Source organism: Thalassospira sp. MCCC 1A01428, from assembly GCF_002115825.1.
In the GTDB taxonomy this organism is placed as follows: domain Bacteria; phylum Pseudomonadota; class Alphaproteobacteria; order Rhodospirillales; family Thalassospiraceae; genus Thalassospira.
Window position 1 is genome coordinate 95,977 of sequence record NZ_JFJZ01000008.1, and the last position, 25,613, is coordinate 121,589.

A 25,613-nucleotide genomic window follows, 5' to 3' on the forward strand; every position below is an offset into this window, starting at 1 on the left:
CAGGGTTAAAGACGGGCTTCCTGCTCGTCCCGAAACGGGCGGGTCAGCAATGCGTCAATGGTATCGCGGAGTGCCGCTTCATGGTTCGCAACCTGGTTCACCGCGTTACAGATCGGCATTTCCACACCGTATTTTTCGGCCACCGCACTAACCGAGGCGGCGGTATGCACCCCTTCGGTCACACTGCGACGCGATGCTAAAATATCGGTGGCCTTCTGTCCTTCGCCAAGGGCCACACCAAAGCTGTAGTTGCGCGACAGCGTACCGGTACAGGTCAACATCAAATCGCCCAAACCGGCCAGCCCCATCAGGGTTTCTGCCCGCCCGCCCATGGCGATTGCCAAACGCGACATTTCAGCCAGCCCACGTGTCACAAGAGCGGCCCGGGCATTGTCGCCCAGCTTCATACCGGCGACAACACCGCTGGCAATTGCCAGCACGTTTTTAATCGCCCCTGCCACTTCCACCCCGGTTACATCCGAACTGTAATAGGGACGGAACGACGCCGTGCCAATCATATCAACAAGGTTTTTGCCTATCTCGCGGTCCCGGCATGCCAATGTCAGGGCGGCAGGCAAACCTGCAGCAACTTCCTGGGCAAATGTTGGCCCGGACAAAACCGCAACCGGCACATCGCCCAAAACATCGCGCACCACGTTTTCCATCAAGGCACCGGTGTGTTTTTCAATGCCCTTGGCGCAGATAATGGCTGGCACGCCCTGTTGCCATTTATTAGCAATGGCCCCTAAGGACTCGCGCAAAAACTGGGCCGGGGTTACCAGCAAAACGGCATCGGCCTGTAATACGTCGTCGGGATTTCGGGTTGCGGTTAATCCGTTTGGCAACTTAACGCCGGGCAAATACAAGTCATTTTCGCGGGTTTCGTTCATCCGCGCGGCAAGGTCACCGTCGCGCAGTAACATATGCACCTGCGCGCCGGCCCGCACCGCCTGTATCGCCAATGCTGTGCCCCATGCCCCGCCACCAACAATTCCTATGCGTTTTTCCGACATGCCGGTTATTTCCATTAACGTAAAATATTCATATATATTCCGGGCAACGATACCCGGTTATCAAGGTCAGGCCTTCACCCCGGCACCAGGTCGTTTGGGGGCCTCAGGGTCCAGTGGCCAGCGCGGACGCGGCTTGAAATCCAGCGGATCCTCCTGCCCCAGTCGAAAACGTTCCAGCCCCGCCCATGCGATCATGGCGGCATTGTCGGTACACAGTTCCAACGGCGGGGCAACCAGCTTCATCCCTGCCTTGTCGGTCAATTCTGTCAGGCGGGTGCGCAAATACTTATTCGCCGCAACCCCACCGGCCAGCACCAGTGTATTGCCCGCCGAATAATCGTTCATAAACTGGTAAATCGCGTTTTTGCAGCGATCAATCAGGGTTTCACCCACCGCACGTTGAAACGATGCCGCCAGATCAGCCTTAACTTCTGGCGTGCGTTGCTCTACCGGGAAACCGTCCAAATGCACCCGCACCGCCGTTTTCAAACCGGAAAACGAAAAATCACAGCCGGGTCGCCCGCGCAACGGACGTGGCAGGCGAAACCGCAACGGATCGCCGGTGGCTGCCAGCTTTTCCAGCGCGGGGCCACCGGGATAGCCCAGGCCCATCATTTTCGCTGTTTTATCAAAGGCCTCGCCAACTGCATCGTCAATGGTCGTGCCAATGCGTTTATATTGCCCAACCCCTTCGACGATCAAAACCTGGCAATGACCGCCCGAAACCAGCAACAATAAATAAGGAAAGGCAACATCATCGGTCAGGCGCACGGTTAAGGCGTGCCCTTCAAGATGATTGACCGCCAGAAACGGCTTACCCGTGGCAAAGGCGATTGATTTCGCCGTCATAGTACCAACCATCACCCCGCCAATCAGGCCGGGGCCACCAGTGCAGGCAATGGCATCAAGATCATCAAATTCCAGCCCGGCATCATCCATGGCCTCGGCCACCAGACGGTCGATATGTTCCAGATGCGCGCGCGCAGCAATTTCGGGCACAACCCCGCCATAGGGTCGATGGTCTTCCAGCTGGGTCAAAACGCGACTGGACAAAATTTCGCGTTTGTCATTTACAACGGCGGCGGCCGTTTCATCACAACTGGTTTCAATACCAAGAACAATCATGGATTTTGATATCCGGCTATCACTGATTTGCGCCCGATCAAAGCGAGCCTGTGGGCGATGATGTAGCCCAAAGTAACACGCCTTGCCACCCCTTGCAGGATATCGCAGCAATCAAATACGATCAGATTAGGAAATTTCATCTATCCTGCGTGATATTGATCCTATGCAGGCCCGCATCGTCAGGGCTACATAATGATCATGGACACCAGCGGCACCGCAACGATACCGTGCAAAACTTGTTTAAACACTGAATTCGGATTACAAACCGGCACCATGAAAAATACAGCGACAGATACAGTAAAACTTCGCATCGGCACCCGTGGCTCCCCTCTTGCTTTGGCACAGGCGTATGAAGTACGCGACCTGCTGGCAAAGGCCCATGCCGACCTTGCGGGCGAAAACGATATTGAAATCGTTGTTATTTCCACGGTTGCCGACCGGGTAACCGACCGTGCGCTATCTGAAATTGGCGGCAAGGGCCTGTTTACCAAGGAAATCGACGAAGCCCAGCTTAAGGGCGAGATCGACATCGCTGTTCATTGCATCAAGGATGTTCCAACCATCCTGCCAGATGGCATTGCCATGCCCGTGATTATGCCGCGTGAAGATGTGCGCGATGCCTTTATTTCGGTGAAATACAAAAACTTTGCCGATATGCCCGCCGGGTCCGTTGTTGGCACCGCATCGCTGCGCCGTCAGGCAATGGTGTTAAACAAATACCCGCACCTGAAAGTCGAAACATTTCGCGGCAATGTGCAAACCCGTTTGCGCAAACTTGAAGACGGCGAAGCCGATGCCACCTTGCTGGCAATGGCCGGGCTGAACCGTTTGGGCCATCCCGAAATTGCCACCCATGTTATCGCCGAAGACGACATGCTGCCCGCCGTTGGGCAGGGGGCTATCGGACTTGCAATTCGCACGGGCGATGAAAAAGTGGCAAACTGGCTTGCCCCGCTGCATTGCCATAAAACCGACCTGCGTATTACAGCCGAACGCGCCGCATTACGTGCGCTTGACGGATCGTGCAAAACGCCCATCGCCGCCCTGGCAGAATTTGACGCCAACGGCACCATGCGTTTACGCGTCGCCATTGTGCGCCCCGATGGCAGCGAATGGCTTAATGCGGAACGGATTCTGGAAAACCCGGATATTGCCGGTGCCGACAAAATCGGCACCGATGCCGGAAATGAGCTTAAGGAACGTGGTGGGCCAGACTTTATTCTGGCCTGACATGCCGTTTGCAACCACGTAACAATGCACGACCGAACTTAAACAACACGGAAGAAAATATGGGGAAAACTGTCCTCAACACGCGGCCGGAAACAGACTCGACTGAATTACGTGCAGAATTGGCTGTACGTGGGTATCAGGTCTGTAGCGCGCCGATGTTGACGATAGAATTCCCCCCGCTGACCAATGGCAACAACACCCTCGATCTTGAGGACGTTCATGCGCTGGTTTTCACCTCGGCCAACGGGGTGCGCGCCTTTACCTGCCATTGTAACAGGCGCGATTGGCCGGTATTGACCGTGGGTGATGCTACCGCCAGCACCGCACGCAGCGCCGGGTTTGTAAATATTGCCAGTGCAGGCGGCGATATCCATGATTTAGCCCGGCTGATTTCGCAACGATTGTCACCGGACGCCGGTATACTTTATCATCCTGCAGCACGAAAAACCGCCGGTGGCCTGGGAACATTACTGGCATCAAAGGGTTATCTGGTACGCCGCGAAACATTGTACGAAGCCCACGCGACAAACAGTTTTCCACCTGCCATTATGGATGGCCTTGTTCACGCTAACATTGATGCAGTGTTATTTTTCTCTCCCCGCACTGCGGAAACCTTTGTTAAGCTGGTTGAACATCACAATATAAAAGGGGCAATGGCCAACATGACCGCAATTTGTCTAAGCCCCGCCGTAAAAGACCGGCTTGCCTGCCTTGACTGGCGCAAGATCAAGGTCGCGGAACAACCGACACAACAAAGCCTGTTATCTGCACTAGATAACGCAATCGCCTGACTGTCCTGCGCCAATGGGCGTATCGGAACAACCGCAAACTGCAATGGTCCGACCGTGAAAAAACCAGAAACGCCAAGAACCGACACCTCTGCGACGCCGGCCAAAGGCCAGGATACAATTTCGATCGACAGCAAAGGCAATGCCAATACGGGCGAAACACCCGGGCAAAATGCCCCATCTGGCAAGGATGGCGCATCATCCAAGCCTGCGTCTGCCACCAGCACAGCACAACCTGGCAATGCAGCAAGCAACACAAAGTCTGCCGCAACCACATCCGGTGCGAACAAAACCGCTGGCACAAATGCACCCGCAAACGGCACCACATCAAAACCCGCCGGTACGGCCACAGGAACCGGAACTGCCTCGGCAGGTGGTGCAGGCGGCAAAACGCCCGGTGGTAATAATGATGGCCCCGCGCGCCCTGCTTCCGGTGCTGCGTCAGGTAAACCGGGAAAACCCGGCAAACCGGCCATTATGGTGGTGGTATGGGCGATTATCATTGTTGGTATCGTTCTGGCGCTTGCATGGGCCAGCCGCGCCTTATGGTGGCAACAGGCCCAACCAGCGCTGACAGACATTTTGCCGCAAACCGCGATAGAAGCCCTGGCGCCCGATGCCGAAAACAATGCTGACATATCGCAACAACCAGCACCTGACACACCACTGCCACCAGCCACTGAGAACGGTGCGAAAACAACCGATACGGCACCCGAAACCACCCCATCTGCGACCACACCCGCAAATGATGCCGACACCAATTCGCAACCGGCCAACACCGCCAGCAATGGTGATGGCATGGGCAATATGGGAATGGATACACAACAGGCAGCCCCCTCAGCCGATATGGACGCCTCGGAAACGCAGGACGCCCCGGATAATGCAGGTGATTCAAATGCCAGCAATGTTGTTGTCGCAAGCGATCTGACCGCCCGTCTTTCACACCTGGAAGGTACAATCAGCGCCCTGCGCGAACGCCTGGATCAGGAACGCGGCGGCGAGTTGAACGATTCTGTTGCCCGCCGTCTGGGTGAACTTGAAACCCGCACGGCCCCGATTGACGAAGTTGCCCGGGTGCAATCCGAACTTTCCGGTGTCGCCAGCGAAATGCGTGACCTTACCGCCCGGATGGCAACGGTAGAAGACGAGCTTAAAGCCACCGAAGGGCTGCGCATTGCCGGTCGTGGGCAGGCAATCGGCATCGCTGTTGCCATCCTGCGCGATGCCGCCCAGCGTGGCGGACCGTTCGAGGTTGCCTTAAACCAGCTTACCCGTAGCGGTTCGGACGATCCTGTTGTGCAAGAACAGATCGAAAAGCTAAAACCGCTTGCAAGTACGGGCGCACTGAAAATTGAATTGTTGCGCCAAACATTTTCCAAAGCTGCGGAAGACGCAATCAAATCTGCCAGCGATGATAATTCGGGCGGCATTTGGGACTCGACGGTGGCAAACCTGAAAAAGCTGTTCCCGATCCGCCGTGTTGATGTGGTCGGCCAGGAAACACTTGATGGCCGCCTGGTAAGTGCCGAACAGGCCCTGGCACAGGATAATCTGGCCAATGCCATTTCCGCCCTTGAAGGTGTAGACGGCGATAATGCCCAAACCGCCCTTAAACCCTGGCTGGATCAGGCCCGTGCGCGCCAAACCATCAATCAGGCGATTGATGTGCTGAGCAGTCACGCGATTGGCCTTTTGACCGGCACCGAAGATAAAGCCGGCAATCCCACCACCGGATCGGAGGCAGCCCAATGATCCGGCTGGTTATATTTGTACTGATCACAGCCGCCCTTGTGACCGGTGCCGTGTGGTTTGCCAATAATCCAGGCACCATGACAGTCATCTGGCTAGGCTACCGGTTTGATGGTTCCATCGGTATGGTGGTGCTCGCCATCCTTGCCATGGTGATGGTGCTGGTGGTGCTGTGGCGCATATGGTTTGTCATTTCACGTTCGCCTGGCTGGGTCGGCCGGATGCTGGGCAGCCGTCGCCGTAAAAAGGGCCAGCAGGCGCTGACAATGGGCCTGCTTGAACTGGCATCGGGCGATGTTCGTCAGGCCCTCAAACACACCCGTGCGGTTGATAAATACCTTGAGGACGATACCCTCACCCGGCTTCTCACCGCACAGGCCGCCGAACTTGAAGGCAACGACAAAGCCGCTCATCACCAGTTTGAAGAAATGCTGAAATCACCTGATTCAGCCTTCTTTGGCCTGCGCGGCCTGTTGCAGTTATCGCTTAAAGCCGATGACCGCACCGCAGCCCTTGACTATGCCGAGCGCGCCCATCGTTTACGCCCGCGCAATCCGTCGGTTCTTGTCACTTATTTTGACCTGCTTTTGGGCGCAAAACGCTGGGACCGGGCCTTAACCCTGCTGGTTGATGCGCAAAAGGCCGAGATTTTCAAGGAAGACGAACTATCACGCCGTCGCGCCCTGCTGATTACCGCGAAGGCCGAAGATGCAGTACGTGACGGGGAAAACAGCGAAGCGGTCAAACTGTTGCGTAAAGCCTTAAGCGCCCATCCCGATTTCAGTGGTGCGGCCATTTTGCTGACCGAACTTTACATCAAGGTCAATCAACCCGCCAAGGCGCGCGATATTGTTACCCAAAGCTGGCAAGTCAGCCCCAATGGGGCGCTGGGTCAGCTTTATTTGCAAAGCCTTGATGGCGATGCGCTTGGCAAAATCAAGGCCGTTGAAAAACTGATTGCCGGTAAAACCGACCACCCCGAAAGCCAGTTGCTGCTGGCCGAAGCGGCCATTAATGCCCAGCTGTGGGGCATGGCACGCAGCAACCTTGAAAAGGCAATTACCAAAAACGCACAGGCCCGTCATTACCGTCTGCTCGCCGATCTGGAATTTGCCGAGAAACAGGACCCGGCCAAGGCGCGTGAATTACTGGTCAAAGCCAGCCACGCCAACCCCGACCCGGATTGGCGCTGTGGTGCTTGTGGGACGGAAACCGGTAAATGGTCGGTCATTTGCCCGTCCTGCCATTCATTTGGTGCGATTGACTGGCGTGCACCGTTACGTCTGCACAATCACCCCCATGTTGATCATGGCCATGCTGATACCAGCAACAAATCGGACGCACCGCTGGCTGTTTCAATCGCTGGCACAACGATTGACGGGGATGAAAAGGCGATCGAGCAAAAAACCGCCAATCGCTAGATTTCCAACCGCAATAAACCATGCAGAATATAAAACGGCGACCCGATATTTGACGGGCCGCCGTTTTTAATTATTCAGAATTTTGCCCGATCAAAATGATCAATGGCGGAAATGACGCATGCCGGTAAAGACCATGGCGATATTGTTTTCATCCGCGGCATCAATCACTTCCTGATCGCGCATGGAACCACCCGGCTGAATAACAGCCGTGGCACCGGCCTTAACCGCGGCCAGCAAACCATCGGCAAACGGGAAGAAGGCGTCGCTCGAAACCACCGACGCCTCAGTCCGCACGATTTCTTCACCAGCGTTTTTGCTGGCTTCTTCGGCTTTCCACGCGGCAATGCGCGAGCTGTCAACCCGGCTCATCTGACCGGCACCAATGCCAACGGTCTTGCCGTCTTTGACATAAACAATGGCATTTGATTTCACATGTTTGCCCACACGGAAGGCAAACAGCAAATCGTTCAGTTCCTGATCAGACGGGGCGCGTTTGGTAACGACCTTAAGGTCTTCGCGCTTTACCCGGCCTGCATCACGGTTCTGCAACAAATACCCGCCCGACAGTGACCGCAGGGTCATATCGGCTTCTTCCGGGTTGGCCATACCACCGGTCAGAAGAACGCGCAGGTTTTTCTTCGCGGTCAAAACGGCTTTTGCTGCATCGTCAGCGTCAGGTGCGATCACAACTTCGGCAAACAGTTTGGCAATTTCTTCAGCAGTTTGCGCGTCAAGCGTACGGTTCACGGCAATAATACCGCCAAATGCCGACACCGGATCGCATGACAAAGCCTTGTGATAGGCCTCAATCAGGGTTTCGCCTTCGGCGACACCACACGGATTGGCGTGCTTGATAATCGCAACAGCCGGTTTTTCGGAAAATTCGGAAACCAGTTCAAAGGCCGCGTCGGTATCATTCAGGTTATTAAATGACAGTTCCTTACCCTGAAGCTGGGTTGCAGTGGCAACACCAGGGCGGTTTTTGCCATTGGTGTAAAATGCCGCCTGCTGATGGGGGTTTTCGCCATAACGCAGGGTCTGTTTCAGTTCACCCGAAACATTCAAACGCTGCGGGAAGGTTTCACCAAGCTGACCGGCAAACCAGGTTGAAATCGCCGCATCATAGGCCCCGGTGCGGGCATAGGCCTTGGCGGCCAGTGCACGGCGGGTTTCATAGGTAGTTGCCCCTGCATTGTCGCCCATTTCGGCAACCACACGGCCATAATCAGCCGGATCAACAATCACGGTAACCGATTCATGGTTTTTGGCGGCAGAACGGATCATGCCGGGGCCGCCAATATCGATATTTTCGATGCAGGTGTCATAATCGGCACCTTTGGCAACGGTTTCCTCGAACGGATACAGGTTAACGGCCACCAGATCGATCGGCGTGATGTCGTTATCCGTCATTGCCTGCATGTGGCTGGAAACAGAACGACGGCCCAACAGGCCGCCATGAATTTTCGGATGCAGGGTTTTGACACGGCCATCCATAATTTCAGGAAAACCGGTATGAGAGGCAACTTCCTTAACCGGAATACCAGCCGCTTCAATGGCTTTGGCAGAACCACCGGTCGAAAGAATTTCAACACCCTGTTCGTGAAGGGATTTGGCAAATTCAACCAGGCCGGTTTTATCGGAAACAGAAATAAGCGCGCGCGCAATACGGGCTGTCATCGTGGCTTCGCTTTCATGCAGGAACGGAAACAGGAACATGGCCCGGGCGCATTAATGATGGTTCCGCAATTTCGGCAAACACACATCATTAATGGGCCCGGTCCGATTTCGGGCGGAGCAATAGCACGCAACGGGCCAAATGTGGACCCCGAATTGTTGCAAGGCGGCTATCTCGTCGGCACAAATGAAACCTGCCCTTTTTTCAGGCAAACCGGTTTTTACCCGGCATCGACAGCACGATTGGCAATTTCGGCCTGTTGTTCGGCCAAAATCGAACTGACACTGATTTCAGGGGGCTGAAATTCGGGCACCAGTTGTGAAATCAGTTCCAGCGTACGCTGCGAATTGCGCGCCTGTGCACTTTCGGCCAATTGCTCCAGCACCGATTTAATCAGGCCATAATCCAGCACACGCGGCGCAGCCAGCAACACACCCTCTGTAGCCGTAGGCTGCGGAGGTTCAGAATCATGAAACAATTCTTCATAAAGTTTTTCGCCCGGACGCAACCCCGTCACCTTGATTTTCACATCGGTATCAGGGCGCAACCCGGCCAGCAAAATCATCTGCCGTGCCAGATCAACGATTTTTACCGGGCGTCCCATATCAAGAACGAAAATTTTGCCCCCAGCTGTCATGCCCTGCCGGCCCATTTCGGCCGCCTGCAACACCAGCTCCACTGCCTCGGCAATGGTCATGAAATAGCGGGTAATACCTTCGTGGGTCACAGTTAAGGGCCCACCTGCTTCAAGCTGGCGGCGAAACAGCGGCACAACCGACCCGGTCGAGCCCAGAACATTGCCAAACCGTACCGTCACAAACCGGGTTTTACCACGCAACTCATCACTTAGGGTTTCCAACGCCTGGCAATAACATTCCGCCAGCCGCTTTGACGCGCCCATGACATTGGCCGGGTTTACCGCCTTGTCGGTTGAAATCAAAACCATGGTTTCAACATCAGCCGCCCGGCACGCCTCGGCAACATTATGCGTTCCGATGGTGTTGGTTAAAATGCCTTCGTTGGGGTTATGTTCCACCAGCGGCACATGTTTATAGGCCGCAGCGTGAAACACAATATCGGGGGTTTCAACGGCAAAAACCTGATCCAGGCGCACCCGGTCCCGTACATCCCCCAAAACACTATGTCGTGACAGGTCGGGATGTTTTTCCGACATCTCCATGTCGATTTCATACAGGTTATATTCACCCGCATCGAACAGGCAAATATGTGCCGGGCCATAACTGGCAATCTGACGCACCAGTTCCGAGCCAATAGACCCGCCCGCCCCGGTTACCAGAACCCGGCGCCCGGCGATCATATCGCGCACCTTGTCCCGGTCCAGCCGGGCTTCGGGCCGTCCCAGCAAATCCTCAATTGCCACCGGGCGAATTTGCAGCGGGTCGGAAACGCCGTCGCGCAAATCACCCAATTTGGGCAAACGCGATAAAACCAGCCCGCGCCGGTCGGCAATTTCCACCCACTTTCCAACATCAGAATGGCGCAAGGCATTACCGGTTAATACCAGCTTGCGCGGACGGTGATCAAAACGTGATTTTTCCAGCTTATCAAGGGTCGCCTCAAGGTTATCAACCGTGTCAAAAACCTTGACCCCGTGCATGTTGCGGCCCACGCGCCCGTCCGTCAGGCCAACAATGCCAACAACTTCAAACGGTGCAAGTGCAGATCGGCGGGTTTCGCGAATAAAGGCTTCGGATTCATCCCCCGCCCCAATCAGCAAAATCGGAATGCGGCTTTCGCCCTGGCGCGCCATCGCAAGCGATACCGACCGGTCCTTGATCACGCGATACAACAGGCGCGGCCCACCCAGCAGCGCCATCAACAAAAACCACTGAATAATCGGCGCCGAGCGTGGCAACCAGTCTAGCCGGGTGGTTAAAAACAGAACGGCAAATAACACAGCAATTGCCAATGTCACCGCCTTGGCAATACGCGACAGGTCATTTAACGACGCATATCGCCAAATGCCGCGATAAAGCCCGAACAACCAAAAAATACAGCCGGCAAGAGCCGCAAAACCAAGCGTTGCCAGAACCATGTTTTGCGGCACAAAATAAGGCAGGGCATCGCCAACGCGCAAATATAACGCCAGCGGAAATGAAATTGCTGCCATGATCACGTCATGAGCAAACGCCACTTTGCTACGCTGTATCAATCGCCACATAAATGTCCCAAACCAGTTGCCGGTGCGCCGCCTCATTTCCAGGGAAATATGCGGCTGACTTATTTGTATATTATCCTAGCTCGATCTTTTCGCGCCCAGCCGGGGGCAAGTCAAGCACAGGTGGTATATTGACAGGTTATTTCCCGACCAGGCCATCAGCCTTTTTAACCGGCCAATACCGCAAAATCCCGACCAGCAACAATACAACAACCAGTGCCAGCACCAAACGGGTAATCGCCCCGTCAAACTCAACCGGCAATGCCGTAAAAGCAACCGCAATCAAAAACAAATTTGCCACCAGGATTAACAAGGCAACCGTCCCGTGGCTCATGCCGCGCCCGGTTGCCACCTGATAGGCATGCTGGCGGTGCGCCTGCCATATTTTTTCCCCCCGTGCGGCCCGGCGCAAAAGGGTAAAGGTCGCATCAAACAAATAATAAGCGGGAAATATCAACGCGGGCAACCATGCCCCGCGTGCTGCCACTTCCAGCAACAACCAGCCCAGGACATAACCCAGCGGGATAGACCCGACATCCCCTAAAAACAGCTTGGCCGGGTGCCAGTTCCAAATCAAAAACCCCAGCACGATCGCCACAATACCAAGGCCGATAACACCAAGGTCAACAAAAACCGGGGTAAAAGCCAACAGGGCAACCACAAACACCCCTGCGCCGATCGACCCGGCTTCAACCCCGGAAATACCGTCTATGCCATCCATAAAATTAAACAGATTTACGAACCACACCCATGTCAGCACGACCAGAACATGATCCAGCCACAGGGGTACCAATCCTTGCAAAACCGGGCCGCTCAGGGCTGTGATCCCGCAAATAACGGCAACAAACTGAAACCCGAAACGCAAACGTGCCGACAAATCGTGGCGGTCATCCATCCAGCATATGGCGGCCAGACCAAGGGCGGCCGCCAGCATCAGCCAGCGCTGCCAACCCGCATCCCCAAACCAGATCGTCACCCCGGCCACCATCAATAACACCAGTGGCGTCACCGCAAGGCCACCCCCGCGCGGGGTTGGAACGGCATGGCTGGATCGATGGTTCGGCATGTCCAGAATCGCTTTATGGCGTAAATAGCGCAAAACAATCCCGGTCAGCAGCAACGCAGCAATCAGCAATCCACCTGAAAAACCGGCAAGGGCAGCAAATGACATTAAACAGACCCGTTCATAAGTAAGATTTGATTTCTGGATTAGCGATGCCAACCTTCAACCGCAAGGTTTTTCGCTTTTTCCACCTAAACCATCGGTGTGACAGGGCTGAATTGCGGGCAAGACGCTTTACACCCCCGATCATCGCGCTTACTTACACTGTTATATTGTTCAAGGAGAAACCCTTCCGTGCGTGAAAGCCGTTCAAACCGCCCTGACCACCGCAATGCCAATGGTCGCGCCACCAGTACCCCTGTGGCCGTAGACCCGCGTATGCTGGCCCTTAAAACCCTGCAGGAATTGCGTGGCGGCGAGGTCACCCTTGATGAACTGCTGACAAAACACGGTTATGGCCTGCCCTCGCGGGACCGTAATTTTCTGCGCCAGCTCCTGGGTAGCACCCTGCGCCATCTGGGCGAAATTGATGCCATTCTTGCTCCGCGTTATCACCCGCCGCAGGACCGCACCGCGAACCGCCTGACCAACATCATGCGTCTGGGTGTGACCCAGTTGTTTTTTATGGATGTGTCTGAACATGGCGCTGTTGATAGCACGGTAAATCTCGCACGTGATGCCGGTTTGCATAAATATGTCAAACTGGTGAACGCGGTGCTGCGTGGCCTACAACGCGATGGCTATGAATTACCTGAAGGCGTCGAAGACTGGCAGTTAAACATTCCGGCCTGGCTGCGCGGTGTGTGGAAAAAGACCTATGGGGCAGATCGCGCACGCGACATCGCGCGTGCCAGCCTTGGTTACGCCAAACTTGATATTTCAGTACGCGACGGCGAAGAACGCGCACAATGGGCCGAAAAACTGGGTGGCATCCTGCTTCCCACCGGCACGATCCGCCTTGAAAGCGGCCAGCGTATCCGCGATCTCCCCGGTTATAAAGACGGCAAATGGTGGGTGCAGGATGCCGCTGCGGCCCTTCCCGCCACACTCTTTGGCGACTATGAAGGCAAAACCATTTACGATTTGTGTGCTGCCCCTGGCGGTAAAACCATGCAGTTAGCGGCCCGCGGCGCCAATACTATTGCGGTTGATAAATCGGAAGGGCGTTTACGCCGGGTTTATGAAAATCTTGAACGGGTTGATCTGGGTGCCGCAATTGTCACCGGCGATGCCACCGAGCTTGCTGACGATGCCCCCATTGCGGATGCGGTCTTGCTCGACGCACCATGTTCGGCGACTGGCACCATTCGCCGCCACCCCGATATTTTGCTGCGCTCGGGTGATGCCTTGATGAAATCACTGTTGCCAATCCAGCAAAAACTGCTGCTTCAGGCTGACCGGGTTCTGGCTGTTGGTGGCGAGCTGATATATTGCACCTGTTCGATGCAGCCCGACGAAGGCGAATTTCAGATTAAATCATTTCTGGCCGACCACCCCAATTATGCCCGCAAGCCGATTACAGCTGACGAACTGGGTGGCTGGGATGAAGCCATAACAGCCGACGGTGAATTACGCATTTTACCGGTTCATATGACCGATCTTGGTGGCATGGACGGGTTTTATTGCGCACGGCTGGTAAAACAGCGCGGATAAGCACTGCTAAATGCCAATCGAGGCTGGTTTAAGTGACAAAGACGGGAATTTGCGTTATAGCAGCCGCAAATTCCCGCTTTTTCATTCGTGTTTCGATCAGGACCGTGCCGCGCCATGACAACGCAAAACACCATCAAGATTGCCCCGTCCATTCTTTCGGCTGACTTTGCCAAGCTGGGCGAAGAAGTTGCCGCAATTGACGCCGCAGGTGCCGATTACATCCATATCGATGTCATGGACGGCCATTTTGTGCCCAACATCACCATCGGCCCCGATGTGGTCAAGGCGCTGCGCCCGCACACCGACAAGGTGTTTGACGTGCATCTGATGATTGCACCCGTCGATCCCTACATCCAGGCTTTCGCCGATGCCGGGTCCGATATCATCACCATCCATGCCGAAGCAGGCCCGCACCTGCATCGCAGCCTGCAACTGATCAAATCTCTGGGCAAAAAGGCCGGCGTGTCGCTTAACCCGTCGACCCCGGAAAGTGTGATTGAATATGTGATGGATCAGGTTGATCTGGTGCTGGTCATGACGGTCAATCCCGGCTTTGGCGGGCAAAAATTCATCGCAAGTCAGCTTGAAAAGATCAAACGCATCCGCAAAATGATCGACGCAACCGGCCGCCACATCGATCTTGAGGTTGATGGCGGTGTAAACCCCGAAATTGCGCGTGACGTGATCGCTGCGGGTGCAGATGTTCTGGTCGCAGGCTCCGCCACTTTCAAGGGTGGCCCCAGCCAGTATGCCCCCAATATCAAGGCCATTCGCGGGAATTAAGCCTCATCAAAAGAACAAACGGCGATATTCCGGTTAAAGAATATCGCCGTTTTTATTCCACCGCAGACATTAAAAATCGATACAACGCCCTTTATGTTCCCAATCGCCAAAGCGGGTGGGTTCAGGGCCTTTGGGGCCACCGATTTCGCGCTGGGCGGCTTCGCGAAAGGCTTTCGCTTCGGCAAGGGCATTAATTGCATCTTGCGATAAAGCCGGTGCTTCTTTCGCCATATCAGGCGCATCATTGGCACCGGCAACGGTGCTATCTGCTGCCTTTTCGTCATCCTTGTTTGCAGGCGAAGCCGCATTAGGGACGGAACCAGTTGAACGATGGATAACCGTTTCGCGGAATTTTCCGGCCATGGGAGCCTCCGATCAAAGCCGCGTAGGGCGGCGATTTTTCAATACTGCCCAACAGATAGCGCCGCAAACGGCCAACGACAAGCCCCGGCTTATGATGGCTGCCTTGTGATTGCCGCAAACTGGCTCTTTCCAGCAGGGGTGAAAGCCGCTATTTCAAGCGGACGAGCAAAACCAAGGAGAAACCATGCGTTCAATCCCCCAGCGTATCGCCGAAGAACTTTCTGTCCGTCCCGAGCAGGTCCTTGCCACCATCGAATTGCTAAATGAAGGCTCGACCGTGCCCTTCATCGCCCGCTACCGCAAGGAAAAGACCGGCGGACTGGACGATACCCAACTTCGTAACCTGGATGAACGCCTGCGTTACCTGACCGAACTGGAAGAACGCCGGGCATCGGTGATTGACAGTATCCGCGAGCAGGAAAAACTGACACCCGAGCTTGAAAAGGCCATTAACGCGGCCGATACCAAAACCCGCCTTGAAGATTTGTATTTGCCGTTCAAGAAAAAGCGCCGCACCAAAGCCCAGATCGCGCGCGAAGCCGGGCTGGAGCCGCTGGCAGACGGGTTGTATCAAAACCCGCAGCTTGACCCCGAAACCGAAGCCGCCAAATTTATCGATGCTGAAAAAGGCATTGCCGATACCAAAGCCGCCCTTGATGGGGCGCGCCAGATTTTGATGGAACGCTTTGCCGAAGACGCCGACCTGGTGGCCCGCCTGCGTCAGCTTTTGTGGGATGACGGCGAAGTTACCGCCAGCGTCATTGAAGGCAAGGAAACCGAAGGGGCAAAATTTTCCGATTATTTCAGCCATTCGGAAAAGATCAAAACCTGCCCGTCGCACCGCGCACTGGCCTTGTTCCGGGGCCGCAACGAAGGCATTTTGCAAATTAAACTAACCCTGGGCGCCGAAGACGAAGACCGCCCGCGCGGCGAACCGGGCCGGGCCGAAACCGTGATTGCCGCCCATGTGGGTATTCGCAACCAGGGTCGCCCCGCCGACAAATGGCTATCCGACACTGTGCGCTTTACCTGGCGGGTTAAATTGTCCCTGTCGATCGAGCTGGATTTGTTTGGCAATTTACGCGACAGCGCCGAAGAAGATGCAATCAAGGTGTTTGCCGACAATTTGAAAGACCTGTTGCTGGCCGCCCCGGCCGGGCAAAAAGCCACCATGGGGCTGGACCCGGGGGTTCGTACCGGTGTCAAGGTTGCCGTGGTCGATGCCACGGGCAAGTTGCTTGATACCGCCACCGTTTACCCGTTCCAGCCGCGTAACGATGTGCAAGGCGCGATCAACACAATGGCCGCCCTGGCGGCAAAACACAAAATCGAACTGATCGCGATTGGCAACGGCACATATTCACGCGAGACAGACCAGCTTGCAGGCATGTTGTTAAACTCCTTTCCGCAAATCAAGGCGACCAAGGTTATCGTCAGCGAAGCAGGTGCATCGGTTTATTCGGCGTCGCAATTTGCCGCCGAAGAGTTTCCCGATCTCGATGTGTCGCTGCGCGGCGCAGCCTCGATTGCGCGCCGCTTGCAAGACCCGCTGGCCGAGCTGGTGAAAATCGATCCCAAATCAATTGGTGTCGGCCAATATCAGCATGATGTGTCAGATGCAAAACTGGCCCGCTCGCTTAATGCCGTGGTCGAGGATTGCGTCAACGGCGTAGGCGTTGACCTTAACACTGCCTCTATCCCGCTTCTTACCCGCGTTGCCGGGCTTAGCGAAGGGTTGGCGCGCAATATCGTCACCTACCGCGATGTCAACGGGGCCTTTCGCTCGCGCGCCGATTTGCGCAAGGTTGAACGGCTGGGGCCAAAAGCCTTTGAACAATGCGCCGGTTTTTTACGTATTCTGGGCGGTAAAAACCCGCTTGATGCCTCGGCGGTTCACCCCGAAGCTTACCCGATTGTCGAAAAAATCAGCCGTGAAAGCAGCCGCGACCTTGCCAGCCTGATTGGCGACTCGCCATTTTTGAAAACATTGCACCCCGAAAAATTCGCCGATGACGTTTTTGGCGTGCCCACCATCCGCGATATTCTGGCCGAGCTGGACAAACCGGGCCGCGACCCGCGCCCGGAATTCAAAACCGCGAAATTCATTGAAGGCGTCAATGAAATCAAGGATCTGAAAGTTGGCATGAAGCTGGAAGGTACGGTTACCAACGTGACCAATTTTGGCGCGTTTGTTGACGTGGGCGTGCATCAGGACGGCTTGGTTCATATCTCGCAACTGGCCGACAAATTTGTTGCCGACCCGCGTGAAGTGGTCAAGGCCGGGCAAATCGTTTCGGTGACCGTGATGGAAGTTGACGCACCGCGCAAACGCATTGGCCTGTCGATGAAATCGGACCCGGATTACGAAGGCGCACAGGACCGCCGCGAACAGCGCAGCCAGCCCTCAGGTGCGCGCAACAGCAATGACCGGAGCGCGCAACGTCGCCCGGCAGGAAATAACGGCACTAATAACCGTGATGCCAACCGAGGCAGCGGCAACAACCGCGCCAATATGTCCGCAGGTGATGCCGGTGGCAATGCCATGGCCGCGGCCCTGAAAGCTGCAATGGAACGCCGCAAATAAAACCGGATCCCGGCAACGGCGCGGGTTATCTGCCTTTGCAATCCTATGCTGGCGGCGGAACGATATCATAATCGTTCCGCCGCCATTTATTTATCAGGCCGGGCCCACCCACCGGTAAACAGCCGATTGACACATCCCGCCTTAACACCCATCTTGCATCTTCACCAAGGGGAGCCCCGACAGGGGGCTGAGAAACTGCCACACGGAAAACCCGCAGCGCAGTGACCCGTTGAACCTGATCCAGTTCATACTGGCGTAGGGAGGGTGCGAATGCTGTTTTTCGGCATTTTTACATCATTCCGGCTTCGAACTGGGTTTCCAGACATGTTTGTATTGGAGCCTTAACATGACCAACGATGCCACCAACCCCACACCTTCTGCCCTTTTTGCCCAAATGCGCGACACATCGCCGCTGGTGCAATGTATTACCAATTATGTCGCAATGAATTTTGCCGCCAATACCTTGCTGGCGGCGGGCGCTTCACCGGCAATGGTACACACACCCGAGGAATCCGGCGAATTTGCCACCATCGCCGGGGCGTTAACGGTTAATATCGGCACATTGTCCCCGCAATGGGTGGAGGGCATGAAAGCTGCCGCGCAAAGTGCCAATCAGGCAAACAAACCATGGGTGCTGGACCCGGTTGCCCATTTTGCCACCGCCTTTCGCCGCGATACCGTGGCCGAACTTTTAGAACTTAACCCCGCCATTATTCGCGGCAATGCATCGGAAATCATCGCCCTTGCAGGGGGCAAAAGTACCGGACAGGGGGTTGATAGCGGCGACCCGGTTGAACAGGCCGAAGAGGCCGCAACAACCCTGGCCCAAAACCGGAATGCCGTGGTTGCGGTAACGGGAACCGTTGATTTCGTCACCGATGGCACCCGCGCGGTTCGCATTCATGGTGGATCAGATTTAATGCCAAAAATCACGGCAATGGGGTGTTCGTTAACAGCCCTGGTGGGGGCCTTTGTTGCCATTACCCCGAATGCCCCCTTTAACGCCACCGTGGCCGCCCTTGCCACCTTTGCCGCCGCCGGGGCCATTGCTGCCGATACAGCAAACGGGCCAGGCAGCTTTGCCGTGCATTTCATTGATGCCCTTTATGGGCTGGATGCCAACGCCCTTAACGCCAAATCGCGGATTGAAACCCTGTCATGACCTTTGATCTATCGCTTTATCTGGTTCTGGACCCCGATTTATGCCGTGAACATACCATGGTCGAAACCACCCGTGCCGCCCTTCGCGGCGGGGTTACCATGGTGCAACTGCGCAACAAAACCGCCAGCACCGACGCCATGATCAAGGTCGGCCATCAGTTAATGGCGGTTTTGGCTGGCAGTGGCGTCCCCTTGATTGTGAACGACAATATCGACGTCGCCCTGGCAATTAATGCAGATGGCCTTCATATCGGACAGGATGACATGCCCGCCAGCCTTGCCCGGCAAAAACTGGGCAAGGATAAAATACTTGGCCTCTCGGTCGAAGACCCGACCGCGCTGCGCACGGCGGACCCGGCACTTGTCGACTATATCGGTATCGGCCCGGTTTTTGCGACATCAACCAAACCCGGACACAAACCAGCCATCGGCTTTGACGGGCTGGCACACCTTGCCCGCCAAAGCCCGCTGCCATCTGTCGCCATTGGCGGATTAAAGCAGGAACATGTCGGCGCGGTTTTTGCGGCCGGGGCCCAGGGGCTGGCTGTGGTATCTGCCATTTGCGGCCAGCCGGACCCGGAACTTGCAACCCGTACCCTTGCTACTGCAATTTCGGCGGCTTCTGCACCACCCCCAACCCTCTCTGATCGGGGCGAGTGATATTGCGACGGCAAGGGTCAATGATGGACGTTTCAAAGAACGCCCTGATTGGCACAGCCAGGCAACCGCGATGAAACCAGTAATCGCGGCCCCGCCAGCTTTGATGTTGCACGCGTAAAACCGGATTGCCGACCAGGGATTACCCACAGAAATTCCAGGCACAGAGTCTAAAAATGCGACATCGGGCAAAAAATAAGGCAAATCTGCCAAAAATCGAAATATCCGGGTAAAAAGCCTCGCAATCAAACCGTTGCGGGGCTTTTTTGTTGGTTTTTTCGCATTTGCAACAGGAAATATGGCATCGAATTGCCTCATTCGCGCCCCGAATAGCCCTTGATTGCCTGCAATATTACCTTTCAACGACGATAAACAAGGGTCAATTCCGGCTCGAAGGCACAGTCAGGCATCCTGCAGTTTCACCGGTCAGTGGTATCGGAACAGACTAAAATGATGTTTACCCTGCCGTATTATCGCACAAACATTTTGCGAGGAGACATTCATGTCGAAGTCTTTCCGCAGCAAACCGGTGGTTCTCGCCCTGATCGGTCTTTTGTCAGTGACGACAGCTGCCCTGGCTGCGATCAAGGTTGCCCCGAAAGCCGTAACAGATACGGTCACCATTCAGTCCGATGCGCCAAACGGTGAGGTCGTTCTGACATATCCTGATGGCAGCATGGCCCTAAACAAAACCTGTGGCAGTTTCCCCTGTCAGTTAAATATCAGCAGCCTGCAAAAAGGCGAATACGGGGTGATGATCCGTCAGGGGACCGACATACAGAATATGGTTAGCCTTTATAAGGAATAATCTTCCACGAATAACGTGCCGACACATCAACCCGGCACACAGGTACTTGCATCGATTGGCATCTTCGTGAATTGATACCCTGAAAAGCTGAACCAAATCAGCTAGCCCTTTATCAAGGGGCATTGCGTTCAAGAACAAAACATCATGTTCAAACACGTTTTCAGGGAAGCATGAAATGCACATATCAAAAAAACTGGCCGGAGTTCTATTGCCTGCCCTTCTGGCCGTCAGCGGTTGCGCCCAAACAGGCCAAGCCGACAAAACCAGTCTATGGTCCGCCTACGACAATACCTTTAAAAACGCCAAATATATTGATCTGACCCATGCCTTTGCCCCGGTTCAGCCAGTATGGCCGGGGTTTGGCAATGCCAAATTCAAGGCGGCTATTGCGGGCCAGAAAATTGATGGCTATGTCAATGTCGGTCAGGAATTTACCTACGAAAACCACGGGTTTGTTGCCACAGCCTATGACCTGCCAACCGACCAGTACGGCACCCAGCTTGACCCGCCCGCCCATTGGAACCCGATGGGTGCCACCATCAGCGACCTTCCCGCCACCTACAGCTTGCGCCCGCTTGTGGTAATCAACATTGCCGACAAGGTTGCCAAAGACCAGGGCTATTTCCTTCATGTCTCCGACATCGAGGAATGGGAGAAAAAACACGGAAAAATCCCCGAAGGGTCCGTCGTTATGGTCCGTTCCGACTGGTATAAACGCTGGGACGACATCAAAAGTTTCAATGAAACGCCGTTTCCCGGCGTCGGGCTTGAGGCGCTTAAATTCCTGCACCTCAAACGGCACATCCTGTTTCACGGCCACGAACCGCTTGATACCGACGCGACCCCCGATCTTGAAGGAGAATATTGGCTGATGCACAATAATTTCACCCAGGCCGAAGGGGTTGCAAACCTTGATAAGGTGCCGGAATCAGGCGCGCTTATCTCCATTGGCTTTGCCAAACCCCTGGGCGGCACCGGCGGCTATGCCCGATATGTCGCCATTGCACCGGCAGACTGGAAATATGGCGTCACCATTGCCGATGCCCCGGGTGCCCCGTTGCCAGAACAGGCCTGGCCGCTAAAACGTGATGAAAATGGTGTGATGCGGCCAACCCCGGAATAAAACGGTCGATTTCATAACCATCAGGTAAAATTTCTGATCGCGTCGGGAACGCCCTGGCATCCCGGCGCGTTTTAACTCAAAACAGGCAACACACTGCCCTGCAGCCAAAGGTTTTAAGCTTTTGTAAAAAACATTGCATAAGTCAAACTTTGACCTAGATAGAACGGGCAGACAAGTTTCGCCCTCCATTTGGGTGGATAGGAAGCAAAATTACCGCATAACAACAGGTTGTATGGCAATTTAACTTTCACACAAACGCCAAATGGGGATATGTTGCGGAAGCTTTGTGCGATCCGCACCGTGTAACGATAATGAACTTCGAGGTACTGTATCATGGCTCTTGAACTCCCGGCACTCCCCTATGCCTATGACGCGCTTGCACCGTATATGTCGGCTGAAACGCTCGAATTCCACCATGACAAGCACCACAATGCCTATGTCCAAACCGGCAACAAACTGCTGGAAGGTTCGGGCCTTGAAGGCAAGTCGCTCGAAGAACTGATTTTGGCAACCTATGCCGACAAATCCAAAGGCAAGCTGTTTAACCAGGTTGGCCAGCATTGGAACCATATCGAATTCTGGAAAATGATGAAGCCGAATGGCGGTGGCAACATCCCTGGTGAACTCGAAAAGAAAATCATTGAAGATTTCGGCTCGATCGAAAAATTCAAGGAAGACTTCACCGCCGCTGGCGTTGGCCAGTTCGGTTCCGGCTGGGCCTGGCTCGTACAGGATAAAGATTCTGGCAAGCTGACCACCACCAACAGCCCGAATGCCGAAAACCCGCTGGTAACCGGCCATAAAGTGCTGCTCGGTTGCGATGTGTGGGAACATTCCTATTACATCGATTACCGCAACAAGCGCCCGGATTACCTCAAGGCATTCCTCGACAATCTGGTAAACTGGGAATATGTCGCCGAGCGTTTCGCCAAAGCTGGCTAATCGCCCGACATAACCGATTAAAAATGAAAGCGGCCTCTGCGGGGGCCGTTTTTTTTGTTTCAAATTCAGCTAAGTGGCAGATAAACATTTATCATCATCTTAACATGATTAAAACGCGAAGTACGATGAAAAGAAATGAAATATCTCAAATCAGTTTCCAGAATTTTCAAATACCTAATCGACACGCATGGATATTCTTCGTTTTCAGAAACAATTTTTTCAAAATCACTTATGTCTGCATTTTTTCTACGGTCGAGCATCACAAAAACACCACACAACTCATCTTCATTTAGATATTTCAATGGTTGACTTGGAGCATCTTTATATCCTGCTCGCCCCCAAATCTTAAACTCAACCGGAAATGAGTTATATTTATCACTATATGTATCAGGATAACAAACCACTAGATCTGATCTACCTGGGCGCGAATAACGCTCCCGTTGAAGAACAGAACTCGGCCGTGAAATTAAAGCCCAAACAAAGTCTCTGACCTGATCTTCAGTAAATTTTCGTCCACCAGAATACTCCATTATAACCTGAGGCAAAGAGAACTCTAAATTTCTTATTAGAAATGAAAACCCTTCATTACCCAAGCATGCAGAGAATGTATCCCTCTCATCTTTACTTCCAAGAGCATATTTGAAATACCCCTCCATAAAATCAAAATTGTAGTCATGTTCCACCTCTCCCTTTTCTTTAGTTATATGCAATACAGCTTGATAAAGTAATGGCGCTCTATACACGCCATAACCTCTTAGTAATCCATCAATAGAGTTTTCTCCCTTGTCTGAACCAATATAGCACTTATTGAAAACAATCTCAGAATCTAAATAAAAGAGCAATGCAACAAAACCATTCACATAAAGAGTGCAATTATTATTATCGAACGTAAGAAAAACATGATACACTTGATTGGCGGCAACTATAGCTGTATCGTAAATTTTTTCTTCATCACCATTATACAATTTAACAACAAAGCGGCACCCTCGACTCCCTGAAACTCCGACAACAATTTTAACGTCTTGGTCTACCCTTGAATAAAAACTTAGTGCCGTTAAAAACATATCATCAAGTATTTGTTTTGTTTCATGGACTATCTTAAATATCATTTCAAATGAACATGATATAGTTGACACCCCTTCAGACATATCTTCCATTTTATCAAAATCTATACTTAGAATATCTGCCGCTCGCATAGGACACTTAGATTGTACAACCTTTGACAACTGTATAATCGGCAACTGAGAATCCGGCGGGATAGGACTTGAGGGTTTAATTCCTTTCTCCAATTGAGGCAAGGCACAAGATAAAACTGTAAATTGTTTCAACGTCACAGGGAAAAATAAGTAAATTTCAACCAACTCAACATTGAAATCAGCGTCAACAGGAACAGATATTCTCTGCCATTTTTTTGTCAACCTGTATTTCTTTGAGTTCGAGAAATATTTTGATCTAACGATTAAGACAACATCTTCATTATGAGAATAACATTTCACGTAAATTGAAAAAACAAAATTTCTTAAATCCACATAATTTCTTGCAATTAGAATTTCATGATTATTTATAAATTTATATACCCAAGATTTTTCACCTTTCAAAATTGAAAAATCCTGACCTACAACAGCAATATCTTTACTTCCCATATTTTTCCCGCCTCTAAAAACTTCCTCAAAAAAGTAACACAAAAAAAAAGTCGCCAACACAAAATGTTAGCGACTCATAAAATCCTCAAATTCAAATCCTGCAAAGCAGGATGGCTCAGATATCGAACTTAATGCCCTGTGCGAGCGGCAATTCGCGGGAATAGTTGATCGTGTTGGTTGCGCGGCGCATATAGCCCTTCCAGGCGTCCGAACCGGATTCGCGGCCGCCGCCGGTTTCCTTTTCGCCGCCAAACGCCCCGCCAATTTCCGCACCCGACGGGCCAATATTGACATTGGCAATCCCGCAATCCGAGCCAACAGACGAAAGAAACAGTTCGGTTTCACGAAGATCGGTTGAAAAAATGCATGATGACAGGCCCTGCGGCACACCGTTTTGAAGCGCAATGGCTTCTTCCAGCGTTTCATAGGTCATGACATAGAGGATCGGCGCGAAGGTTTCATGTTTGACGGTGTCAGTCTGACCCGGCATTTCAACCACAGACGGCCGCACATAATAGGCATCGCCATATTGGTCTTCCAACACACGTTCGCCGCCATGCACGGTGCCGCCATCTTTTTTGGCATTGGCAAGGGCCGCCTGCATATTATCAAAGCTGTCTTTATCAATCAGCGGGCCAACCAGCGTGCCATCGGCCAGCGGATCGCCGATTTTAACCGATTTATAAGCCGCAATCACCTTGGGCAGCAGTTCGTCCTTCACATCTTTATGCACAATCAAGCGACGCAGCGACGTGCAGCGCTGGCCACAGGTACCAACGGCGGAAAACACAATCGCGCGTACCGTCATGTCCAGATCGGCCGACGGGGTAACGATCATGGCATTGTTGCCGCCCAGTTCCAGAATGGTACGGCCAAAGCGGGCCGCCACACGCGGGCCAACTTCGCGGCCCATACGGGTCGAACCGGTAGCCGACACCAGCGCAACGTCATTGCTGTCGGTCAGGGCTTCGCCAATTTCGCGCGCACCGATCACAACCTGATGCAGGCCTTCGGGCGCATCGCCAAAGCGATCCAGCGCCTTTTGCAAAATGTTCTGGCAGGCAAGGGCGGTGAGCGGCGTTTTTTCCGACGGTTTCCAAATCACGGCATTACCGCACACCAGCGCCAGTGCCGTGTTCCACGACCAAACCGCAACCGGGAAGTTAAAAGCAGAAATAACGCCAACAACACCCAGCGGATGCCAGCTTTCCATCATTTTATGACCCGGGCGTTCGGACGCGATGGTCAAACCATAAAGCTGACGCGACAGACCAACAGCGAAATCGCAAATGTCGATCATTTCCTGAACTTCGCCCAAGCCTTCCTGATAGATCTTGCCACATTCAAGCGCAACAAGGCGGCCCAGCGGTTCCTTGGCGGCGCGCAGTTCTTCGCCCAGCAAACGCGCCAGTTCACCCCGGCGCGGACCAGGCACCTGACGCCACTGTGCAAATGCCCGTTTCGCATTGGCAATGATATCGCCCATCGCTGCCGGGTCCGTTTCGGCAATGCTGGCGATCTCCGATCCATCCACCGGGGTCTGGACTTTTAAGGCACCGCCCGAGATGACATCATCGGTCAGGCCGAGTTCGCTCAGTATCTTTGCATGGCTCACAATAAGCTCCCTTTCATTTTGGTTCTGTTGGGGTGATT

At 53.7% G+C, this 25,613-nt stretch carries 20 protein-coding genes and 1 riboswitch; of the genes, 12 read left to right on the plus strand and 8 right to left on the minus strand.

Annotated elements, in window-relative coordinates; genetic code table 11:
* Positions 1 to 5 precede the first annotated feature (5 nt).
* Both THS27_RS09040 and tsaD read right to left on the minus strand, forming a co-directional pair.
* Positions 6 to 1,013, minus strand: coding sequence for an NAD(P)H-dependent glycerol-3-phosphate dehydrogenase (locus tag THS27_RS09040; RefSeq protein ID WP_085590152.1), 1,008 nt, complete (start codon positions 1,011 to 1,013; stop codon positions 6 to 8).
* A gap of 66 nt (positions 1,014 to 1,079) precedes the next feature.
* The gene (gene tsaD, locus THS27_RS09045) at positions 1,080 to 2,138 is read right to left on the minus strand and encodes a tRNA (adenosine(37)-N6)-threonylcarbamoyltransferase complex transferase subunit TsaD (protein ID WP_085590015.1); all 1,059 of its coding nucleotides are present in this window, start codon (positions 2,136 to 2,138) and stop codon (positions 1,080 to 1,082) included.
* A gap of 273 nt (positions 2,139 to 2,411) precedes the next feature.
* Here tsaD and hemC point away from each other — a divergent pair, with 273 nt between their 5' ends.
* Genes hemC through THS27_RS09065 form a run of 4 tightly spaced genes read left to right on the plus strand, consistent with a single transcriptional unit; the run spans position 2,412 to position 7,326 of the window.
* A complete protein-coding gene (gene hemC / locus THS27_RS09050) occupies positions 2,412 to 3,368 on the plus strand; it encodes a hydroxymethylbilane synthase (RefSeq protein WP_085590154.1) in 957 nt (318 codons plus the stop codon).
* Positions 3,369 to 3,427: 59 nt separating this feature from the next.
* The gene (locus THS27_RS09055; protein ID WP_085590017.1) at positions 3,428 to 4,159 is read left to right on the plus strand and encodes a uroporphyrinogen-III synthase; all 732 of its coding nucleotides are present in this window, start codon (positions 3,428 to 3,430) and stop codon (positions 4,157 to 4,159) included.
* A gap of 54 nt (positions 4,160 to 4,213) precedes the next feature.
* The gene (locus tag THS27_RS09060) at positions 4,214 to 5,908 is read left to right on the plus strand and encodes a mitofilin family membrane protein (protein ID WP_085590019.1); all 1,695 of its coding nucleotides are present in this window, start codon (positions 4,214 to 4,216) and stop codon (positions 5,906 to 5,908) included.
* A complete protein-coding gene (locus THS27_RS09065) occupies positions 5,905 to 7,326 on the plus strand; it encodes a heme biosynthesis protein HemY (protein WP_085590020.1) in 1,422 nt (473 codons plus the stop codon). Before THS27_RS09060 ends, THS27_RS09065 begins: the two co-directional genes overlap by 4 nt.
* A 99-nt stretch (positions 7,327 to 7,425) precedes the next feature.
* On the opposite strand, the gene purH is transcribed toward THS27_RS09065, so the two are convergent.
* The 3 genes from purH to THS27_RS09080 form a co-directional block, all read right to left on the minus strand.
* Entirely contained in the window at positions 7,426 to 9,042 is a 1,617-nt protein-coding gene (gene purH, locus THS27_RS09070) for a bifunctional phosphoribosylaminoimidazolecarboxamide formyltransferase/IMP cyclohydrolase (RefSeq protein WP_085590022.1), read from the minus strand.
* Positions 9,043 to 9,221: 179 nt separating this feature from the next.
* Positions 9,222 to 11,132 carry a nucleoside-diphosphate sugar epimerase/dehydratase gene (locus tag THS27_RS09075; protein WP_246832901.1) on the minus strand — a complete coding sequence of 637 codons (1,911 nt, stop codon included), beginning with the start codon at positions 11,130 to 11,132 and terminating at the stop codon, positions 9,222 to 9,224.
* Between the two features lie 187 nt (positions 11,133 to 11,319).
* Entirely contained in the window at positions 11,320 to 12,351 is a 1,032-nt protein-coding gene (locus THS27_RS09080; RefSeq protein WP_085590024.1) for a glycosyltransferase family 4 protein, read from the minus strand.
* A 186-nt stretch (positions 12,352 to 12,537) separates the two neighbouring features.
* On the opposite strand from THS27_RS09080, the gene THS27_RS09085 reads away from it, so the two are divergent.
* Both THS27_RS09085 and rpe read left to right on the plus strand, forming a co-directional pair.
* Positions 12,538 to 13,896 (plus strand): RsmB/NOP family class I SAM-dependent RNA methyltransferase, encoded by a 1,359-nt coding sequence (locus THS27_RS09085; RefSeq protein WP_246832902.1) that lies wholly within the window; start codon positions 12,538 to 12,540, stop codon positions 13,894 to 13,896.
* 114 nt (positions 13,897 to 14,010) lie between these two features.
* Positions 14,011 to 14,679, plus strand: a complete 669-nt coding sequence (rpe, locus tag THS27_RS09090) for a ribulose-phosphate 3-epimerase (protein WP_085590026.1) — start codon at positions 14,011 to 14,013, stop codon at positions 14,677 to 14,679.
* A 69-nt stretch (positions 14,680 to 14,748) separates the two neighbouring features.
* Here the strand turns inward: rpe and THS27_RS27725 are convergent, their stop codons facing one another.
* Complete coding sequence (locus THS27_RS27725; RefSeq protein WP_085590159.1) at positions 14,749 to 14,910, minus strand: DUF1674 domain-containing protein; 162 nt, start codon at positions 14,908 to 14,910, stop codon at positions 14,749 to 14,751.
* Positions 14,911 to 15,226: 316 nt separating this feature from the next.
* Here THS27_RS27725 and THS27_RS09100 point away from each other — a divergent pair, with 316 nt between their 5' ends.
* The 6 genes from THS27_RS09100 to THS27_RS09125 all read left to right on the plus strand — a co-directional run bounded on the left by THS27_RS09100 (position 15,227) and on the right by THS27_RS09125 (position 22,317).
* Positions 15,227 to 17,626 (plus strand): Tex family protein, encoded by a 2,400-nt coding sequence (locus THS27_RS09100; protein WP_085590027.1) that lies wholly within the window; start codon positions 15,227 to 15,229, stop codon positions 17,624 to 17,626.
* Between the two features lie 157 nt (positions 17,627 to 17,783).
* A riboswitch (TPP riboswitch) is annotated at positions 17,784 to 17,905 on the plus strand.
* 67 nt (positions 17,906 to 17,972) lie between these two features.
* Positions 17,973 to 18,788 carry a hydroxyethylthiazole kinase gene (thiM, locus tag THS27_RS09105; RefSeq protein WP_085590029.1) on the plus strand — a complete coding sequence of 272 codons (816 nt, stop codon included), beginning with the start codon at positions 17,973 to 17,975 and terminating at the stop codon, positions 18,786 to 18,788.
* Positions 18,785 to 19,447, plus strand: coding sequence for a thiamine phosphate synthase (thiE, locus tag THS27_RS09110; protein ID WP_085590031.1), 663 nt, complete (start codon positions 18,785 to 18,787; stop codon positions 19,445 to 19,447). The genes thiM and thiE overlap by 4 nt, the downstream gene beginning before the upstream one ends.
* 499 nt (positions 19,448 to 19,946) lie before the next feature.
* Positions 19,947 to 20,252, plus strand: coding sequence for a hypothetical protein (locus tag THS27_RS09115; RefSeq protein ID WP_246832904.1), 306 nt, complete (start codon positions 19,947 to 19,949; stop codon positions 20,250 to 20,252).
* A 175-nt stretch (positions 20,253 to 20,427) separates the two neighbouring features.
* Positions 20,428 to 21,375: a cyclase family protein gene (locus tag THS27_RS09120; RefSeq protein WP_085590032.1), complete on the plus strand. Its 948-nt coding sequence runs from the start codon at positions 20,428 to 20,430 to the stop codon at positions 21,373 to 21,375.
* A 333-nt stretch (positions 21,376 to 21,708) separates the two neighbouring features.
* On the plus strand, positions 21,709 to 22,317 hold the full coding sequence (locus tag THS27_RS09125) for a superoxide dismutase (protein ID WP_085590034.1): 609 nt from the start codon (positions 21,709 to 21,711) through the stop codon (positions 22,315 to 22,317).
* Positions 22,318 to 22,382: 65 nt separating this feature from the next.
* Here the strand turns inward: THS27_RS09125 and THS27_RS09130 are convergent, their stop codons facing one another.
* On the minus strand, positions 22,383 to 23,960 hold the full coding sequence (locus tag THS27_RS09130; RefSeq protein ID WP_085590036.1) for a LamG-like jellyroll fold domain-containing protein: 1,578 nt from the start codon (positions 23,958 to 23,960) through the stop codon (positions 22,383 to 22,385).
* Between the two features lie 115 nt (positions 23,961 to 24,075).
* The gene (locus THS27_RS09135; protein WP_085590039.1) at positions 24,076 to 25,575 is read right to left on the minus strand and encodes an aldehyde dehydrogenase family protein; all 1,500 of its coding nucleotides are present in this window, start codon (positions 25,573 to 25,575) and stop codon (positions 24,076 to 24,078) included.
* Positions 25,576 to 25,613 lie beyond the last annotated feature (38 nt).

Bases quoted from the DNA above. Each gene is read 5' to 3' on its own strand.
- THS27_RS09040 (WP_085590152.1), bottom strand. From the start codon at position 1,013: ATGTCGGAAAAACGCATAGGAATTGTTGGTGGCGGGGCATGGGGCACA.
- tsaD (WP_085590015.1), bottom strand. From the start codon at position 2,138: ATGATTGTTCTTGGTATTGAAACCAGTTGTGATGAAACGGCCGCCGCC.
- hemC (WP_085590154.1), top strand. From the start codon at position 2,412: ATGAAAAATACAGCGACAGATACAGTAAAACTTCGCATCGGCACCCGT.
- THS27_RS09055 (WP_085590017.1), top strand. From the start codon at position 3,428: ATGGGGAAAACTGTCCTCAACACGCGGCCGGAAACAGACTCGACTGAA.
- THS27_RS09065 (WP_085590020.1), top strand. From the start codon at position 5,905: ATGATCCGGCTGGTTATATTTGTACTGATCACAGCCGCCCTTGTGACC.
- purH (WP_085590022.1), bottom strand. From the start codon at position 9,042: ATGTTCCTGTTTCCGTTCCTGCATGAAAGCGAAGCCACGATGACAGCC.
- THS27_RS09075 (WP_246832901.1), bottom strand. From the start codon at position 11,132: ATGGCAGCAATTTCATTTCCGCTGGCGTTATATTTGCGCGTTGGCGAT.
- THS27_RS09080 (WP_085590024.1), bottom strand. From the start codon at position 12,351: ATGTCATTTGCTGCCCTTGCCGGTTTTTCAGGTGGATTGCTGATTGCT.
- rpe (WP_085590026.1), top strand. From the start codon at position 14,011: ATGACAACGCAAAACACCATCAAGATTGCCCCGTCCATTCTTTCGGCT.
- THS27_RS27725 (WP_085590159.1), bottom strand. From the start codon at position 14,910: ATGGCGAAAGAAGCACCGGCTTTATCGCAAGATGCAATTAATGCCCTT.
- THS27_RS09100 (WP_085590027.1), top strand. From the start codon at position 15,227: ATGCGTTCAATCCCCCAGCGTATCGCCGAAGAACTTTCTGTCCGTCCC.
- thiM (WP_085590029.1), top strand. From the start codon at position 17,973: ATGACCAACGATGCCACCAACCCCACACCTTCTGCCCTTTTTGCCCAA.
- thiE (WP_085590031.1), top strand. From the start codon at position 18,785: ATGACCTTTGATCTATCGCTTTATCTGGTTCTGGACCCCGATTTATGC.
- THS27_RS09115 (WP_246832904.1), top strand. From the start codon at position 19,947: ATGTCGAAGTCTTTCCGCAGCAAACCGGTGGTTCTCGCCCTGATCGGT.
- THS27_RS09120 (WP_085590032.1), top strand. From the start codon at position 20,428: ATGCACATATCAAAAAAACTGGCCGGAGTTCTATTGCCTGCCCTTCTG.
- THS27_RS09125 (WP_085590034.1), top strand. From the start codon at position 21,709: ATGGCTCTTGAACTCCCGGCACTCCCCTATGCCTATGACGCGCTTGCA.
- THS27_RS09130 (WP_085590036.1), bottom strand. From the start codon at position 23,960: ATGGGAAGTAAAGATATTGCTGTTGTAGGTCAGGATTTTTCAATTTTG.